Origin of the sequence: Cohnella herbarum (genome assembly GCF_012849095.1) — a bacterium.
GTDB classification, from domain to species: domain Bacteria; phylum Bacillota; class Bacilli; order Paenibacillales; family Paenibacillaceae; genus Cohnella; species Cohnella herbarum.
In genome coordinates this window covers 7281303-7299029 of sequence record NZ_CP051680.1, presented here as the reverse complement: position 1 = coordinate 7299029, position 17727 = coordinate 7281303, and the positions used below count along the sequence as shown (strand labels likewise).

13 protein-coding genes are annotated in these 17727 nt (G+C 50.2%); 1 reads left to right on the top strand and 12 read right to left on the bottom strand.

Going from position 1 to position 17727, the window contains the following annotated elements:
• Positions 1-27: 27 nt before the first annotated feature.
• The 8 genes from HH215_RS30665 to HH215_RS30630 all read right to left on the bottom strand — a co-directional run bounded on the left by HH215_RS30665 (position 28) and on the right by HH215_RS30630 (position 9809).
• Complete coding sequence (locus tag HH215_RS30665; RefSeq protein ID WP_169283355.1) at positions 28-1224, bottom strand: Gfo/Idh/MocA family protein; 1197 nt, start codon at positions 1222-1224, stop codon at positions 28-30.
• Complete coding sequence (locus HH215_RS30660) at positions 1214-3031, bottom strand: right-handed parallel beta-helix repeat-containing protein (RefSeq protein WP_169283354.1); 1818 nt, start codon at positions 3029-3031, stop codon at positions 1214-1216. The genes HH215_RS30665 and HH215_RS30660 overlap by 11 nt, the downstream gene beginning before the upstream one ends.
• Positions 3007-3798, bottom strand: coding sequence for a right-handed parallel beta-helix repeat-containing protein (locus HH215_RS30655; RefSeq protein ID WP_169283353.1), 792 nt, complete (start codon positions 3796-3798; stop codon positions 3007-3009). Before HH215_RS30655 ends, HH215_RS30660 begins: the two co-directional genes overlap by 25 nt.
• A complete protein-coding gene (locus HH215_RS30650; protein WP_169283352.1) occupies positions 3795-4718 on the bottom strand; it encodes a hypothetical protein in 924 nt (307 codons plus the stop codon). The genes HH215_RS30655 and HH215_RS30650 overlap by 4 nt, the downstream gene beginning before the upstream one ends.
• 58 nt (positions 4719-4776) lie before the next feature.
• The gene (locus HH215_RS30645) at positions 4777-6195 is read right to left on the bottom strand and encodes an endo-alpha-N-acetylgalactosaminidase family protein (protein ID WP_169283351.1); all 1419 of its coding nucleotides are present in this window, start codon (positions 6193-6195) and stop codon (positions 4777-4779) included.
• Positions 6196-6270: 75 nt separating this feature from the next.
• Positions 6271-7902, bottom strand: coding sequence for an extracellular solute-binding protein (locus HH215_RS30640; protein WP_169283350.1), 1632 nt, complete (start codon positions 7900-7902; stop codon positions 6271-6273).
• Positions 7903-7962: 60 nt separating this feature from the next.
• Positions 7963-8850, bottom strand: a complete 888-nt coding sequence (locus HH215_RS30635; RefSeq protein WP_169283349.1) for a carbohydrate ABC transporter permease — start codon at positions 8848-8850, stop codon at positions 7963-7965.
• 14 nt (positions 8851-8864) lie between these two features.
• The gene (locus HH215_RS30630; RefSeq protein WP_254450275.1) at positions 8865-9809 is read right to left on the bottom strand and encodes an ABC transporter permease; all 945 of its coding nucleotides are present in this window, start codon (positions 9807-9809) and stop codon (positions 8865-8867) included.
• Between the two features lie 396 nt (positions 9810-10205).
• Here HH215_RS30630 and HH215_RS30625 point away from each other — a divergent pair, with 396 nt between their 5' ends.
• Complete coding sequence (locus HH215_RS30625; protein WP_169283348.1) at positions 10206-12377, top strand: helix-turn-helix domain-containing protein; 2172 nt, start codon at positions 10206-10208, stop codon at positions 12375-12377.
• Between the two features lie 60 nt (positions 12378-12437).
• On the opposite strand, the gene HH215_RS30620 is transcribed toward HH215_RS30625, so the two are convergent.
• Genes HH215_RS30620 through HH215_RS30605 form a run of 4 tightly spaced genes read right to left on the bottom strand, consistent with a single transcriptional unit; the run spans position 12438 to position 17524 of the window.
• Complete coding sequence (locus HH215_RS30620) at positions 12438-13490, bottom strand: metallophosphoesterase family protein (protein ID WP_169283347.1); 1053 nt, start codon at positions 13488-13490, stop codon at positions 12438-12440.
• 26 nt (positions 13491-13516) lie between these two features.
• Positions 13517-14524 (bottom strand): metallophosphoesterase family protein, encoded by a 1008-nt coding sequence (locus HH215_RS30615; RefSeq protein ID WP_169283346.1) that lies wholly within the window; start codon positions 14522-14524, stop codon positions 13517-13519.
• Positions 14521-15351 (bottom strand): alkaline phosphatase family protein, encoded by an 831-nt coding sequence (locus tag HH215_RS30610; protein ID WP_169283345.1) that lies wholly within the window; start codon positions 15349-15351, stop codon positions 14521-14523. The genes HH215_RS30615 and HH215_RS30610 overlap by 4 nt, the downstream gene beginning before the upstream one ends.
• Positions 15352-15364: 13 nt before the next feature.
• A complete protein-coding gene (locus tag HH215_RS30605; RefSeq protein ID WP_169283344.1) occupies positions 15365-17524 on the bottom strand; it encodes an alpha-amylase family protein in 2160 nt (719 codons plus the stop codon).
• Positions 17525-17727: the final 203 nt, after the last annotated feature.

Here is a 17727-nt window from a genome sequence, read left to right as displayed (position 1 = left end):
TGGTTGCTCCTCTCCTAAATGAACTTGTTACTTGGCGCCGATCCATTTTCCGTTCGTAAAATCGGGAATCGCCACCGGTTGCCCGCCCATCGCAATGGAATCCTCGGAAAGAGAGGAGATGCTCATCCACGCGGCCATGTCGTATACGTCGATCGGCGTTTGCGTCCCGCTCTTGACGCTGTCGAAAAAAGCTTTGAACACAAGCCAATCCATCCCGTCATGTCCCTCGCGAACGCCTTCCCGTAAGTAGCTCTGCCAGATGGGGTGATCATACTTTTCGCGATAGCCGTCCGCATTGTCCCATTGCGTTTTCCATTTCGTTTCATATTTGTCGTGTTCACCGTCAATGAACAACGAGCGATTGTCTTCCATGAACAATGCTTTCGTTCCTCTTACCGTAAATCCTCTTGAATAGTATCTAGGCAACGTCGTATCCAACGTGAGCGTTAGCGTTTCCCCGCGGTCGCACTTGATGATCGTAGTCACGATATCCCCTTGCATAAACCGGGTGTTCGCGAGCTCGCTATTCGCGCTTTTGTTCTTCAAGTATTCCTGCATGCCCGCCGCCTTGGACGAGACCGACACCAGGGACATCATTCGGTTTCCTCTATTAATATCGAGAACCTTGGCGATCGGCCCCAACTCGTGGGTCGGATAGTTCTCGCAGTTGCGATGAACGTATTCGTTCAGCCGATAATGCCGGTTTTCCTTGCCATTAGCGATTTCATAGCGCAGGTCATGATGATAACCTCCCGAGGCGTGGACCAGTTCCCCGAATACCCCTAGCTTTACCATGTTTAAAACCATGAGTTCATCCCGGCCATAACAGCAATTTTCCAATAGCATGCAAGGAACCTTCGTTCTCTCGTAAGCTTCTACCAGCTTCCAGCATTCCTGAATGGAGTACGCGCCTCCGACTTCACAAGCGGCGTATTTCCCCTTTTCCATTGCGTCGATCGCGATGTGAATATGGGAGGACCATGACGTGGTAATGACGACGGCATCAACCGATGCCATATCCAGAACCTCGTTGTAATGCGATGTTGCAATCGGTCGGCTGTTGCCCGCCATCTCGATAACGTCGGCTGCCCGGTTACGACGATCCTCGTGCAAGTCGCACACGGCGACGACTTCCACGTCCTTCATTTTCAAAATAATGATTTCCAGCAGCCCCATACCCCGGCCGCCAAGTCCGATGATGCCGATTCTCACATTAGATTTCATCCTCGTAATCCCTCCGTATAATTGCTGCTTGCCCCGTATCGATGGCAAGGTGCTTGGCTCGCATCGAAATCGTCTTTACAATTGCAACTCCGTTGTCTTCGAATGTATTTCCGACAATCTCAACTCCGCTGCACGCCCACAATCGAACGATTTCTTGCGAATCGGCGGATTCTCCATCCATGACGCCGTTTCTCGAGATCTGATTATCCGCAACAATCAAGTCGTGCGTGCTCTTCGCGTCCAATAACGGGGAACCGTCCAGTTCAAACCGGTTACCGCTTATGACGACGTTGCTATGCACGGGAGCATCCGCTGAAACGAGCGTGTTCTCCGGGTGAATCAGAATGACGGGCTGAGTACCGCCGCCGCATGCGATGAATCGGTTACCCCTGATCCGAACATGCCTGACCATTCCCGATTCGAACCAGCTTTCGGCATCATCGGCGATCAGAATGGCGCTCATGTGAAGCTTTTCGAACGAATTATTCTCGATGGTCACTTTACGGCGCGTCGTAACGAGAATTCCTCGGGTCGGGATTCTCTTGAAGACATTTCCGCGAATGGATACTTCGGGCGTCCACGTGACGTTCTCGACGACATCCTCGTCCCCGATCGTCTCCGGCACGAGAGCATCAAGCGTCAACTCGGCTTCGCGCAGACTGAGCTGCTTGATGTCGATAACCTGCCGGGTTGCATAAGAAGTCAGCGCGCGCGCGGAAATAAAGTCGATCTCGTCGCCAGGATGGAACGCGTTAAATCCGTAGGTTTGCGGATGCATGAACCTCACGCGAACGCGCTTGCCGTCCTCGACGCCGACGATTCTAAGATGAGTACCGTGTACATTGATCGCGTCGTCGTGCGCTCCCTCGAATTCGCTGTCGACGATCGATACTTTACCTTTCATTCCGGATAGATGAACGAAATCGGCGAAACCCGCGGCCGTTCGTCCTTCGGAAGGATCCGGCGCCAATCGCAAGCCCTCTAATGTTAGATTTTCGCTGAATTGCCCGACGATCCCCAGTCCGTGCATATATTGCATCCAGACGTTTTGCCAGATGATGTTGCGACAACCTACGATCAGCGAACCGACTTGGTCGCGGATGCCGTCTCGCATTTGAAACACATGACCGACCGTCGTGAACGGAGCGGATGCGAACCGCAATCGAAGCTTGCCGAGTTCCAGTTGCTCGACGTGATTGGCCAACGTTACCGGGTTAGGGACTCTCCATGTCCGATTACTGACCGGGTCATATTCCTGGGCGGGGCCTCCGCGGTAAGACCAGCCTTCGCCGACCCAATGCAGCTTGTCGTCCTTCAACAAATAATAGGAATCCGGATGTACCTCCACGTCCCAATAGCTTTCGCCGATCGCCGCGATCCGAATTTCCGATATCGTCGGTCTTGCGAAATCGATCGTCAAATTCCGTATTTCCGCGTCGACGCAACCGTCCATGACGATCGGCGTCATCTTCCCGTGAAAAAGCAGACGAGAGCCGTTCCCTTCCACGCGAATCCGGCTTGCCCCTTTGAACCAGAGGCCGATCGTCTTCGTCGGATCGGGATGCTCGTCTTCGCTGACCGTATTGGAGACATAATAAGGCGCTTGGGCTGCGTTCACCGGATACAAATCATATCGGCCCAGCGGAAATTCAATCACCGCCGGCTCTTCCATGGCGGAAGCGGCGTCGATTGCGGCTTGTATCGCCCTAGTCGCATCCTCGCCGGAATCCGGTTTCGCTCCGTAATCGGTTACCCGAAACAGTCGGGTAACCGGATCGTTTTCTATCGCATTTGCTTGATCTCGCATGCTTCATCCCTCAGTTCGATCGACTTTTCACAGCATCCTTTTCCTATGACGAATTGGGCTTGAACGACATCGAATCGATTGTTCCGGAATACGACTTCACGCGAATCGTCAATGAGGGCAATCGGCGAACTAGAGATAAACTCGTTCCCCTCGACCCTTACTCCCTGCGCGGATTCGATCCGTAGCGCCATCCCGTTGCGTCCGTGTATGACGTTTCCCGTAAACCGAATGTCCCGATGAACGCCAACAACGGCCCCAGGGCTTTCTACGCTGACAACCATCGCTTCCGCGCCTCCGATCGTCCCGGCGCCGAACCCGCATTCCACGAACCGATTGTTTCGTACCGACACCCGATTGACGGACAAGCTCTCATACCAGTAGATCGAGCAGTTCAAATGAATGGCCGTGCCCGTGCAATGATCGAACGTGCAATTCTCGATTTCTACATCCCGCGTTTGAACGAGGAACGCTCGGGCGCGATTATTCCGCACCGAACAATTGCGAATGGTCAACGAAGCCGCCCTCGTCAGATTCGCAATCAAGTCGGTTTCCGCGAGTCCTTCCGGAATTGGCTGTCGAAGCTGCAGCCTCAACCCGCCATCCGGGCACACCTCAACGCCCGCTATCTCATTCGGAGCATAAGGCTCCAACGTCTGGCCTCGTACGAGCTCGATCCGATCCCCCACGTCCGGATAATCCGGTTTTTCGGATTGTGTGGCAATATCGACGATTACTTCTACCGTATGATCGTCGACAATTTTTCTCACCTTGAAATAAAACCCATGCACGTTAACCGCATCGTCGCCCATACCTTCGAAATGACAATCTTCGAATCGGATATGGCCTTTACAGCTAATAAAATGAGTAGCATCCGTGTTCGTCGACAATATCCTTCCTTCCCCGGCTTCACAGTCAGGCGGTTGAAGGTCAAATGCTCGCTACGATGCCCGATAATGCCCATACCCGGAGTGTACAACAAAGTCACATCGCGCACTAGAACGAATATACATTCGTGGAAAAGAATGCCCATTCGATAGTTTAAGATATGCCTAAGTAACAGTTGCATACCCGGTTGCAACCGTTGCGGATTGGAGTAGTGGATTCGTAATTGATTCGACGAAGGCTGCTCCGTTCGATCGATCTGATTAAAAGATTCTATGGAACCTATAAGCGGATACGACGATGTCGGATCGACATTCATTAGCGCCGCGACGGGGACGGGCCCATCTACCGCATGACCTTCCCGAAGTTCGATTAGAGCGCTCACGTCATCGGCAGTTCGAACGACTCCCATGGAAAACAGCGGCTGGTGCCAATCGATCGAGAACCGATGAAGCTTCAGATTCCGACATCTTATGAACGCGAACGGCTGAACCAATCCGTGGAACACGAATTGCGAGAATCCGCCGTCCCATTCGAAATCGTCCATCTCTTCCACGTGAAACGCGATGGCTTTCTGTTCTGACGATTGGCCCAGATCCAGAAGCGCCCCGTGTTTCATCAACATTTCGTATTGCTCTATGAAAGACGGATGCTTAAAGTCATATCTTCCCTGTTCGAATACGAGCTTGCGGATCCCGTTTTCCTTGCAATGCCGAATCGCTTTCCGAACGGCTTCCGTGCTATCTTTGCCCGTGTCGGGAAATGCGCCGAAATCGGACGCCTTCGCGAACTGAACCGATATCAATGATAAGACCCCCTATGCATCGGAGCGAGACGGCAACCCCCGTCACGCTCGCGCTTCTTTATGATCTTGAGTACGGAAGAATAGAGACTGCGGCTCCAGAAGCTAACGATAGCTCCAATTGCCCGCCGATTACCTGTTGACCGAGTTGTACTTCCGCTAACCCGGCGGCCGTGATCCGGTAGATATCGACGGCTGCTACTTCGTTCCAGTCGGGCGGCAGAGACCAGCTTTTTTTCGAATAACCCTCTTTACTGAATGCGATCAACTCGGGTCGTTCTTGCCATAGTGCAGGGAAAAGTACGTCGTCACCAATTCGAAGCGGCTTACCTTCTCGACGAACGGAACGATCGGCGAGATGGACGGAATGACCGCCGGAGTAATGAACGATTCTGTTATCGCCCTCGCCCTCCATCCGAATGCGTTCAATGGAATTCAAATACTGATATTGAAGCATTCTCGTGCATATCTGCTCGATGAAGATGTCATGCCATTCCTCGCGCGGAATCCCCTTGTCCGAATCCCAGAATACGTCCTCACCATGCACGCCCGCGCCGAACAGGAATTCCAGGTCGTCTCTGCGCGGAATCCCCGGTATAGAGTAATCTCGAATAGCAGCTCCGCTGAGCAGCTTGGCGGGTCTTTCCAGAAAATGTTTCTCCTGATTCTGATCGAACCACCAGCACCATGGTTGCAATCCGATGAACGGATCGTTGCGATGATGAGCGAAGTTTTCGCTCGTCACGTCGATCCCGCGTTCTCGAAAATAGCGAATCGTACGGCGCATGTAAGAGGACTCCTCCTCTTGAGAGACGCCCCGGAATACATTCGCTCTAGGAAAATAGGCGTCCAGATGTACGGTTCCGGCCTTATCGAGCCCCAACAGCGAGATCAGCTTCTCGATTCGCTGAACGATAATCCCGCTCTCCCATTCGTTCTTGTAGAAAATTTGATAGGCAGCCCTATCGTTATAGTTACCGATTTGCAGCAAAGAGCCGTCCTCGTTGCGCGAAATCAGATCATGCTCCATATAAAGGTCCCAATGCGGGCTATTATCGTAAGCATCCGTCATATTGACATGAACGCTGACGGTCGTGTTATACCGCTTGGCTTCTTCCACCAACCACAAGTAGCTGTCCCTCGCGGTCGGATCCTGCGGCCTCTTCAGATGGACATTCACTTCATCCCAAGCGGGATAACGGTCATCGTGACCGTTGTACTGCCATCCGACCAAATATACGATTTTCGGAATACCTCTAGCGAGAATATCCGCCTCCCGTATATATTGAAGTGCCCGTTCGAAAGTACATAGAACGTTCGAGCCGCCCTTTCCATCCGGGAACGCCATGCCTATCTTCATCGTCAGCATCTGACTGTAATCGAAATTGTAAGGGCTCTCCGGTTGCATCGTCGCTTGCCAATCGTAATAATCCCCGGAAATGGAGCGCCATGCTTCATTAATATTAATAGCGTTCGTCATCCTAACCTCTTCCTTCCTGCAATGAAGAAACCTGGCAGCGCCGCACATCGACGCTGTCAGGCTTCGGATTTCTTCTTACTTGGATACTTGAGCGTTCATCATGTCCACGATCGATTGATAATCGCCGATATCCGAAAGCTCCTTCTTGAATGCATCCCATTCGGAGAGATCTCTTTCGCCGAGCAGGAATTTATAAATATTTTCGTCCAAATACGTTTGTACCGCGGTCATGATTTGCGCTTTCTTTGCTTCGTCTTCTTTGCTCAAACGGATGACCGGAGCTTGCTCATACGGAGCAATGGCCGTTTCCGAACTTGTAAATTTACCCATCCCCTCCTGTGGACGCATCTCCTCAAATTGGCCCTTAGCGAAAAACTGTACTTTTTTGTATTTAATATAGTCCGTCGAATAGTTTTGCGGCGCATATACGAATCCTTGACGCGTCCATGGAGTTCCGAGACCGAAGTCGGAGTTTTCTTTCCAATCTCCGTTTTTGTTGATGAATTCCCTTTTACCGTCGATCATTTCATAAGTTTTGCCTTCTACGCCCCAATGCATCAAATCGATCATTTCAGGCGAATACTGATAATCGAGCAATTTGATGATAAGCTCAGGATTTTTCGTGTTTTTGGAAATCATGATGCCGTAGTTCGGATAGATCGTTTTACCTAAGAGAGCCGGCCCCAACACCCACTGATCGCCGTACTTTTCGTTTTTCGGATTGACCGCTGCGCCCCATACGACGCCTTGGTCCGGAACGGAATATTTCTCCCACCAACCGCCCCACGCGAGCGGAAGCATGAAGGACTTGCCGGTCGTTACTTTCGCTTGCAACTGATCTTGCGACTGGCTCAAGAACTCGGGATCGAGCAGCTTCTCGTCGTACAATTTGCGAATATACATTAAACCTTCTTTGAAAGACTCCTCGGTCGGTCCGTAGACGTATTTCTCACCGTTCCAGTAAATATCGCTTTTCGTATGGTTCGACAGTGCTAACGCGTCCGTGAATTTTGGCCATTCCTGCGAATTGACCGGATAAGAATCCGGATACAGTTCTTTTAACTTAACGGCCGCGTCATAGAATTCGTCCCAGTTTTCCGGAACTTTAATATTATGTTTCTGGAAAACGTCGAACCGGTATAACGCCGGGTAAGCCGACCCCGCTAACCCCGTATCGTTCTGGAATCCATCCCCGAAGAAAAACATTTTGCCTTCAGGCGTATACATACTCTTGTCCGCGAACTTGGTAGACTCTAAATAGGATTTATAGTTTGGAGCGTATTCGTCCAAGTAAGGCGCAATGTCCAAGAGGGACCCTTGGTTGCCGAATTGGAACATGACCTCTGCATCCTTCACGCCCGACATAATGTCCGGCGTATCGCCGCTGGCAAGGGTCAACTTTATTTTCTCCGGATAGTCGTCGCTATTCACGTAATTCCATTTAATATCGAGCTTCTTGCCGATATACGCTTCCATCTTTCCCTTCCAGAGCTTATAAAGCTCGGTATCCTTCGGATCATCCCCGAAGCTGGACATGTAAGCGTTAATCTTGATCGTTTCCTCTGCCGGTTCGGACGCCTTAGACGTCTCTCCGGAATTGCTGCTGCTTGCTTGCTCTGACGGCTTGTTGTTGTTCTTGCTGCAACCCGCGAACACAAGCGTCGCAACAAGCAGAAGACTCAGTACAAGAACCATTTTTTTCTTCAAAGCGTAACCCCTCCATGGATAGTATTTGTTAATCTATGTTTAATTTTAGATCAACCGCTGTTAACCTTTCACCGAACCGATCATCATTCCGGACACAAAATGTTTCTGCAATACCGGATAGACGAACAAAATCGGCAAAATCGTGACTATGATCGACGCCATCCTGATGTTCTTGGGATTCAAATTGTAAGTGTCGATAAATCGCTGAAGGCCGCCCACATCCGTGTAATCCTTCAGTTCGATTGTCATCCTTCGCAAGAGTAACTGGATGGGGTGGGCACTCTCATCATTGAGAAAAATCATCGGTTCGAACCACATGTTCCAGAACATGACGGCGCCGAATAGCGCGAATGTCGCCAGAAGCGGCTTGGATAACGGTACGTATATGCGAAACAGAATTCCGAAATCGTTCGCTCCGTCCAAATAAGCGGACTCTCGCAGTTCCTTCGGGACATCTTGGAAGAAAGTACGGAAGATGATGATATTGAACGCGGTCATCGCGACCGGCAACACGACCGCCCAAATCGTGTTGAACATATGCAAATCCCTGATGAGCAGGAATTGCGGTATCAACCCGCCTTGAAAGACCATCATGATGACTACGAAAATAGCCAACGGTTTACGGAATACGAACTCGCTGATCGCTAACGGATAGGAGAACAAGGAGGTCAGCAGCAGTTGTAAAAAAGTGCCGATGACTAAAAAAACAAGCGTGTTCTTATAAGCATTCAAAATGTTTTTATCTTGAAAAATGTATTGATAACTGTGGAAGTCGAAGCCTCGCGGGTAAAACGTAATCTTTCCCTGACTAACCAAAGTAGAATCGCTGATTGAAACGGCAAACGTATTTAACAGCGGATATAGCATAACGATACATAGCACGACCATGATCGTATAATTCACGATATCGAAAGCTTTGGACCCGAGCCCTTCATTATATACCTTCAACTTTAATCAACTCCTTACCATAAGCTGTTGTCGGATACTTTCTTGGAAAAGTAATTCGCGAAAATAATCAAAAAGAAACTGATTACGGAAAGCATCAAACCGACAGCGGCGCCATATTCGAATTGTCCGCCTTGAACGCCTACCCGATAGACGTAAGTTTCGATAACGTCCGCCGTTTCGTAAATTTTCGGATTGTACATGAGAAGCACCTTTTGATAATCCGTGCTGAGAATAGTCCCGAGTTTCAAGATGAGCATCACCGCCGTCGCCGGTATGATCGCTGGCCAAGTGACGTATCTCAGCCTCTGCCAACGATTCGCGCCGTCTATGACCGCCGCTTCGTGTTGCGCCGGATCCACGCCGGTAAGCGCTGCCAAATAAATGATGGCTCCGTAGCCCAATTCCTGCCATATACTCGCGCTGATGTAAATCGGCCGGAAAGCCTCCGATACATAGAGCAGCGTTCTTGGCGTCGCCCCAAACCAAGACATGATTGTATTGATGATCCCCTCTACCGATGTGAATTCATGAACAAAACCGACAACGATTACAGCCGATAGAAAATGCGGGAAATAAGTAATCGTTTGCACGGCCCTTTTAAAAAATCTGTTACGAAGTTCATTCAATAATAAAGCGAAAATAATGGGAGCCGGAAAACCGAAAATCAAGGAATAAAAAGCAAGCAATAACGAGTTTTTAGTAATCCTCCAACTCATCGGACTATCGAAAAAAGCCTTGAAATGATCGAATCCGATCCAAGGACTTCTTAAGAAGCCCAACGATGCGTCATAGCTTTTGAAAGCGATTGTAATTCCATACATGGGTAAATACTTAAAAACCAGAATAACCAAAAATCCAGGCAGCACCATCAAGATCAAGTACCGCTGCTTCACGCATTTTCGCAGAAAGCTTTCTTTTTTTCTAAATTTCAGATTGTGCGCAAGTTGTTGATTCTGCAATTTCACCCCTCCTGTACGCTTATAACACAATAAAATGTAAGCCCTTTCCAAACGCCTCTGACCGTCTCACCAAGTCCACATCGTTCTTGGTGACCTCAGCATACGGGAGAGGATGATTTATAGGCAATTATCAACAATTCATATCGTTTGAATAATTTCGCTTCGATCGAAAATCGATTGCATGTGAACGAACGAGAATCGCCCGGTCACTCGAAAATCGGGAATGTCATTAATTAATGTACTGTTCAATATTTCAGCAGCGCATGACAGCCGGGAAGTATCCTACTATAATGGTGGAAGCAAAGGCGGGCACGACCCGCTTTATGCAAGCGGTTACAATTTTAAAAATAGAAAAACGATCTATCGTCGTACCGCATGAAAAAGGGGGGCTCCGACTTGAACGGATTATTCCGATCTGTTTCCACTCGGTATCACAGAAGCAGCGTTCTATTTAAGCTGCTTATCGTCAACATGATTTTTATCATTCTGCTTACGGGCCTGCTCGGGTTCAACTACTCGTATTTAAAAGCAAACGTAAAGGAACAAGTTGTGCGGACGAATGAAGGTTTCCTGAAGCAATTGTCCGGGGATTTATCAGGAGAATGGTTGGAGATTCGCAACATGATTTACAATTTCAGCGTTAGCCTGGATACGAAACTGCTGTCCAACAATCCCAAAAATTCGCGTTCTTATTATCCTACGTTACTGGCTTACAAAAACAAAATCACGCAAACCAATCTGCAGCTTCCGTTCCGTGCGCAGCTCTCCACTTACTTTCCGAATCAGGATTTGGTCATCAGCAGCGACGGAACCCGCAGCTTGAGCGTGTTCTATAAGAATTTGGATGTTAAAAACGGCGGTGAAGTCTGCCGTTGCCTGCTGCAAGACGAATTGGAACGCCTGCATAATTTCCGCAATACGATCGTGTTCTCGTATCGGCTATTTCCGGAAGGCTATATCTTCGTGCAAATCGCCAAAGCCGAGCTGTTGGCGTATCTGAGCAATCAGACGATGCTGCTTGATAACGTCATCGTGGTAAGCGATAGGGAGAATCAGCTTTATGTAAGTACGGCCGCGCTTGATCCCGCCGTCTCCGGACAACCGCTTTCGGAGTTATCAGGTCCGATCATGATCGAAGGAAATAAATATACGCCTATCTCTCAAACAGATCCTTTGTTCACTTATACGGTTTTGTTCTCGCAAAGCCAGATGCAGGAAAAGCTTCAAAAGGCCAACGCATATACTTTTGTCTTATTTGCCCTTTTCCTCGCCGTTAATTTGGGATTTCTGTTCGTTAACTGGTCCATGTTCAAGCCGCTTAGGCTCATGGCGAGAACGTTTAATCAATGGACGACGGGACCCGCTACGAAAAATGAATTCGCGATTCTCTCGGATACGTTCAAGGAACTCAATTCCGCCACGGTCTCCATGAAACAAGAAATCAACGAACAAGCCGACATCTTGGAGCATAACGCGCTGCTTCGGCTGTCCACTGACGAGAATTATACGATGAAGCCCAACATAAGCCGGATGCTGTCCGCAAAGTATCATTCGTATGCCATACTCACCGTTATCGAAGAGAATAACCAAGGCCAATCCGTTGCCGCGTATGCTCCATTACTAGAAGCCGCTTTAGGCCAAAATGGACCGTTTATTCGTCTGCATGCCCATAGCGATAAATCTATATTTATCACAAGCTGCTCTGACGCGAAAGCGCTGGAAGCTCTTGTTTCCCGCGTAGTTGAAAGCCATCCCGATCCGGAAGGCAATGAGCTTGTTTTCTGCGGCATCAGTTCCGTTCATACGCGACTTGAAGACATCGGCAAAGCGCTCCACGAATCGACCGATGCGATCGACAAACATGTCCCCGACCTAAACCATTTGAAGAGCGTCGTTCTTTATCAAGATCGGAACAGCGACCAAGCGGCGGTCATCCACTTGTCCATCGATAAGGAGCAAGAGCTTGTCAACTATACACTCAAAGGAAGTACGGAATCGCTTCAGCAATTTTTCGATAAAACGATCCAGAAGACGTTCAAGAACTTAACGTTCGAACAGTTCCGGAACATGCTTCGTTATTTCCACGATCTGTTGCTTGTCATCATGAATAGCAAGAAGATCAGCGTCGAAGAGGTATGGGCAGTTCCGCCGGCATTCTCTCATACGTATCATCTCCAGTATTTATTCCGGCAAATCCAAGAGGGCTATTTTCTCGTGTCCAAGCGATCCGCACTGCCGATCACGCCTTTGCTGGAGCAGATTAAAAAATACATCGACGAAAACTATGCGGACCCGGATCTATCGTTGACGCTGATTGCCGACCATTTGGCGATCACGCACGTGTATTTATCAACTTACTTTAAGAAACACTCCGGCTACAACTTGAATTACTACATGCACCTGGTCCGCATCCAAGCCGCTATTCGTCTTATCCAATCCCACCCGAATATGACCATGAAGGACATTGCGGAACAGGTAGGTTATTCGAACGCCGGAACGTTCATCCGCCACTTCAAGAAAGTTTCCGGGACGACGCCCACGCAACATGTCAGGTTACAGCAGGAATAGGAGAATAGCGGTAAAATATAGAAAGGAGGCCGTTGCTGTGAACGGCCTCCTAAATGTCCCTTATGCTTCGAATTTAATTATCCTGTCTTCCCCCGCTCCGAACCGGGTAAGGCGCAATTCGCCCTTCGAGTAGTCGATGCTTATGAGATCGAACGCCGTCTCGGACGCCGTACCGACCGTCCGTTCCGGACTTTCGTCGTAATTTCTGTAGCTGACCGCGTTAAGCGTAGATATCATCGGAATACCATCATGATACAGCATCTGGTCGATATGGACGTGTCCGAACAAACAGGTAACGACGTGTTTGCGGTTTGTTTTTATGATTTTCCAAATCTTCTCGCCGTTCTCGACCTCTCCGTCGACATACCCTTTAACCCCGCGTTGAATAATGGGCAAATGCGAGAAAATGACGACTTTCCAGCTTTCGCTTTCCGGCAAGCCGGTAAAATCGAACACCTTATGTTCGAACCAATCGACCTGCCTCTCCGAGAAGGCATATTCCCATTGCCCGTTTTGCTGCAGCATCCCGTCCGCTTTTATTTTGTAGACAATATCGACGCTGTTCAACATTGCGACTCTCGTCTTTTTGCCTGGGATATCGTAGCAATAATAAAGTCCTGTTTCGTTTCCTTTGTCGAAGGAAACCGTTCCGTTCAGACATTGGTAAATGTCCGCATAGGCCTCGACCGGGAAAATGACATGATTAGCCCCTCTTAATTTCCGGTGAAAATCATGAATCGAATTGTCGTCATGGTTTCCCCTCGTCGGTAAGGCGGGGCATCCCGGCATCCTGATCGCTTCCATGAACTCCGACTGGGCCAATACGACAATATCCTTCGGCCCATTCTCAACGATATCGCCCCCGACGACAATACAGTCCGAAGAGAGCGCTTTAGCAGCATGCTTGACCGCGGCCGCAGCCAGAAGCTGATTCCCTCCCGGCTTATGATGGGGGTCGGTGTAGAATACGAGGTCGACGGTCCCTTTCGACTGCGCTTGTTTTGCTCTATCGATCGCTTGGCTTAAAGGCGCGTGATAATACTCCGGCAAATCAGGATATCGATCATCGGTCAACCAAGAGTCCATTCCGTTCTCGGACGTATTCAGTCCCATACGCTCATTCCTCTCCTTCATTGATTTTAGATGCTTACGGTTCGATCTTCGCCTGCTCCGAACCGCGTTGCAGTCAGTTCGCCTTTCGCGTAATCGATGCGGACGATATCGAATGCCGTTTCCGAGAGCGTTCCTTTTATTTTATCCGGGCAATCGTCGAAGTCCTTATAGGAAACCGCATTCAGCGTAGAGATCATAGGAATGTCATCCTTGAACAGAACTTGGTCGTAATGCACGTGACCGAAAAAGCAAGTCGCGACGTGGCGACGGTTCTCTCGAATGATTTTCCACATCGCTTCGCCGCCCGATACTTCATGATCGGCTCCGGTCACGCCGCTTTGAACGATAGGGACGTGAGAGAAGATCACGACCTTCCACTCGTCCCCGTTCGCTTTGCCGCCGAAATCGAATGCTTTGCGCCGAACCCAATCCAGCTGTCTTTCGGAGAATGCGTATTCCCACTGTCCGTTCTGACGAAGCATCCCGTTATCCGCGGTAACATAAGGGATATCGGTACTATTCAAGATGACGATCCTCGTATTTTTGTCCTCAATGTCATAGAAGTAATAGAGTCCGCATTCGTTTCCTTTGTCGAAGGTTACCGTACCTTCTAATGGCTTTAGCCACTCCTCGTAGGATTCAATCGGGAATATCACGTGATCCGTACTCCCCGTTTTTCGGTGGAAGTCGTGTATGGAATTATCGTCATGATTGCCTTTCACCGGAAACAGGGGGCATTCCGGTACCCGAAGCGCGTTAAGAATTTCCCTTTGCGATTGTCGGACTTCCTCTTTCGGCCCGTTCTCGCTGAAATCTCCGCCGCACACGATCGCATCCAACGGAATCGAGCGTGCCAATCGTCGGATAGCCGTAGCTGCGTGAAGCTGATTACCTCCCGGCATATGATGCGGATCCGTGTAGAAGAGCACGCGGACGATCCCGTCATTTTGTTCTTTCAGCGCCTTATCGGCGATTAACGATAGCTCGGCACGAAAATAGTCGGGGATATCGGTATCTTGATCATATTGGTTCATTCGACTGTCTCCTTGAACAAACCTGCGGGAACTTTACCCGACCAAGCGTCCGGTGCCTCTAAACCTAGCGCTTTCGCGACGACTGCGGCGGTATCCTCTATGAGTACCGGTTCCGCCACGGCAGCGTCCGAGACATTCGGACCTGCGCAGCCCCAGAAGATCGTCGCGTCCTTCGGATGATCGCTGCCGTGGTTTCGCGGATCCTCGCCGCCCCCGCCGTGATCCGCGAGTAAGATAATCAGGCTTTCCTCCAATAAGTCCTTTGCCCGAAGAGTATCGAGAATACTGCCCACGAATCCATCCGTCTCTTCGATGACTTCCAAATATAGAGGAGAGCCATAGCCGAAATTATGCCCGGCCCCGTCGATTCCGTCGAATTGGATGAACATGGCCTTAAAATCCGAATGCTTATCGGCGAACTCGGCGACTTCTGTTACCAAATGCTTATCCGCGTATACGTTGGAGACATACGTCGCGACTCCCTCTTCGATAATGCCGTCATTGATCGGCTTCCACGCGCTGAACGAAGCGATGACGGCCGTCGGGTCGGCTTCCTTCACGATCCTCAGGAAGGAGGGATAAGGCGAATCGACTGGATATTTGTTTGTCTCGGCCTTCTCGTTGTTCAGCCCGTGCAGCTCCGGCTTAACGCCATGGAACATCGATCCCCAACACTCTCCGCTAATGGTTGGAAGCACGGTCTGAGCCGAGTAAGTAATAAATCCGCCCGACAATGCTGCCTCGATATTCGGTGTCCGTGCTTGATCGATCATATTCCCAGCTCCGTCCAATCCGATGACAATGACTCTTTTCGCTAATTGTTTCATTTCGATCGTCTCCTTAGGATAAATAATCTGATTCCGTGCTGAATCGAATAGCAGCCTCGCCCCGTTCCTGATCGAAACGAACGCTCAGCTTCAATAAGTTACCGTCATCCGTGCTTTCACAATTAGCTATCGCGATCTCGAGTCCGGTCGCCCAATGCTCCTCGTGCTTATACGAGGATGGAACCGCGATCCAATAATGTTCGGTCGTACCTAGTACCCCGCGTAATTCTAGCAACAAGCTATGGTTCTCCCATCGTTCATCCTGAACGCTAACCGCGTCCATGCTAACATGCCTGGACGATCCGATCAGTTGCGGGCGATCTTCGGCCTTGTACAAGCCGACGATCTGACAATGCCCGAGCTCCAGCGCTTCGAGTCGGATCGATTTCGTTATTTTTCCTATATAACGTTGCTTCCAGAAATCGAACGCATGATACTCGTCGTTCGGTGCCAATGCCAACGCTTGAAGCTCCAGTTTGGCCTCTTCAAGCGGAACGACGGCGAATCGTCCCGCCACGCACCACCGGCGGGAAGGAGTATCGAAATGGATACTCCATAACGAAGCCGTCGGATGGGGATCCCGCGAATCGGGATCTAAACCTAGCAATGCGCGCGCGAATGCTTCGTCGATTGTCCCTTGGGGCGCTTGGGGCAACGACAGATCTAGCGGATATGTCGCATCCAGCGGCCCGGTTTCCCCCGTCACGGTAGATAGGGAAGGGAAGCAACGCTGAATGGCGTGAATTCTGCTTTGGTCGTACAGTTCGGTTTTGTCGCTGAGCATCAGCAGCCCGCCCGAGAGCGACACAAGAGATAACAACGATCGGCCCCAAGCCTCGTCCGTCCGGACGCATACGTAATCCGGATCGTTTAAGTACAAGATGCGTTGCGTGTGGAACCACCGGGCCGATTCGACCATTTGCTTGCAGACCGCCGTCCAGCTCGCGTTCGAATCCCCGGCGATTCTGCAGGCATCCACTAGACCGACCGCTTCGGTCAACACGCCCCAGCAAACGAGAAAATAACTGTCGTCGCCGATCGCCTCCCTCGCGCATCTCAGGTATTCGCGCAATTGATTGGATGCTTCCTCGCTTGTAATCAGCCCGTCGTTAACCGCATTATGCAAGCCGTCGAATAAGTAGTGGCGAATTTGATCCGTCTTGAAATACTCGTATCCTTGCTCTCTAAGCGCTTGATAGAACGGAGCAACATGCTCCGCCAAGGCTTCCGGATTACCCTTGAGCACGTAGAATATCCACGGTCCGTACAGCGGATCCCCATTCGAATCCTTCTCGAAATGGTCGCGGTGAAGTTCCGCGAACTCCCTGTTCGTCACCATCGCGCTTGTCCAAATTCCTGCCTTGAACCCCCGATTCCGAAATTCTCCGGCGATTTCTTCGTGCCCGTTCGGGAACCGCTCGTTCGTATAAAGCCATGCGTCGGCGATCTTACCTTCCCCATCGGGCGGAATGACTTCCGATTGGTATCCGTCGTCGATTTGAACGTACTCCATGCCGTAATCTTTGAAATGGGCTTCCAGGAAAGCCGTCGTGCGTTCGATATCCTCGGCGGAGACCCCTTGAGCGAACGCTTCCCAAGAGCTCCAACCCGATATCGGTTGCAGATTCGGACGCCACTCCCATGGCTGATGGTGGCGGTAATGAAGATGGGTTCGATAATAGTGCATTCTTAAGTTCACGATCCAAGGCGTTAACCCGCCTTGGACTTCCAGTTCCGCATGCCATCTCCCCGCATCGTCGGACTTCAGGGAGGAGTTCGTCCATTTCCACTCCGTACCGTGCCAGTCGATCAACAAGTCCTGAAGTAGATCGTACAGTCCGTTCACGCCTTCGAGCAGCGGCCTGCCTACCTGCCCGAGAATCGCTTGTCCCTTCGAAGCCCTATGAGGACGCATATTAAGCGCGTCCTCGCTCAAATGAAACGAGATCTTGACCGACGCGGGTTTATCCAAAGCCAAATACAATTGCTGGATGAACGGATGGCTTTGCAGATTTCCGTTAGAATATTGCCGGTAATACGGCACGACTCCTTCGGGAATGTACATACTCATCAACGGAAACCCGCCGTAATCGTAGTGCAGCGTTCGGGTTTCCGCTTCCCACCTGTGTAATGCGTGCGCGACTGGTGGCTCTTTCGCGGTTGTCGGGTTCATTCGATTGCCTCCATGCTCCGGTTTGAATTCAGACGGCTGAGGTCGCCGAATCGCGCTTATCGCCGTATTCACTGCCATTGTATTCCGGGGTATATCCGGGAACAACAAGCAGCTTTTAATGCGGCATGCGAAAATGCATCGGAGCCTTGTTCAATTTTTCATATGAGTTCCATATATTCATCCCGCTCTCGTCGAAAGGCGTT

Coding starts and splice junctions, on each gene's coding strand:
- HH215_RS30665 (WP_169283355.1), bottom strand. CDS start 1,224: ATGAAATCTAATGTGAGAATCGGCATCATCGGACTTGGCGGCCGGGGT.
- HH215_RS30660 (WP_169283354.1), bottom strand. CDS start 3,031: ATGCGAGATCAAGCAAATGCGATAGAAAACGATCCGGTTACCCGACTG.
- HH215_RS30645 (WP_169283351.1), bottom strand. CDS start 6,195: ATGACGAACGCTATTAATATTAATGAAGCATGGCGCTCCATTTCCGGG.
- HH215_RS30620 (WP_169283347.1), bottom strand. CDS start 13,490: ATGGGACTGAATACGTCCGAGAACGGAATGGACTCTTGGTTGACCGAT.
- HH215_RS30615 (WP_169283346.1), bottom strand. CDS start 14,524: ATGAACCAATATGATCAAGATACCGATATCCCCGACTATTTTCGTGCC.
- HH215_RS30610 (WP_169283345.1), bottom strand. CDS start 15,351: ATGAAACAATTAGCGAAAAGAGTCATTGTCATCGGATTGGACGGAGCT.
- HH215_RS30605 (WP_169283344.1), bottom strand. CDS start 17,524: ATGAACCCGACAACCGCGAAAGAGCCACCAGTCGCGCACGCATTACAC.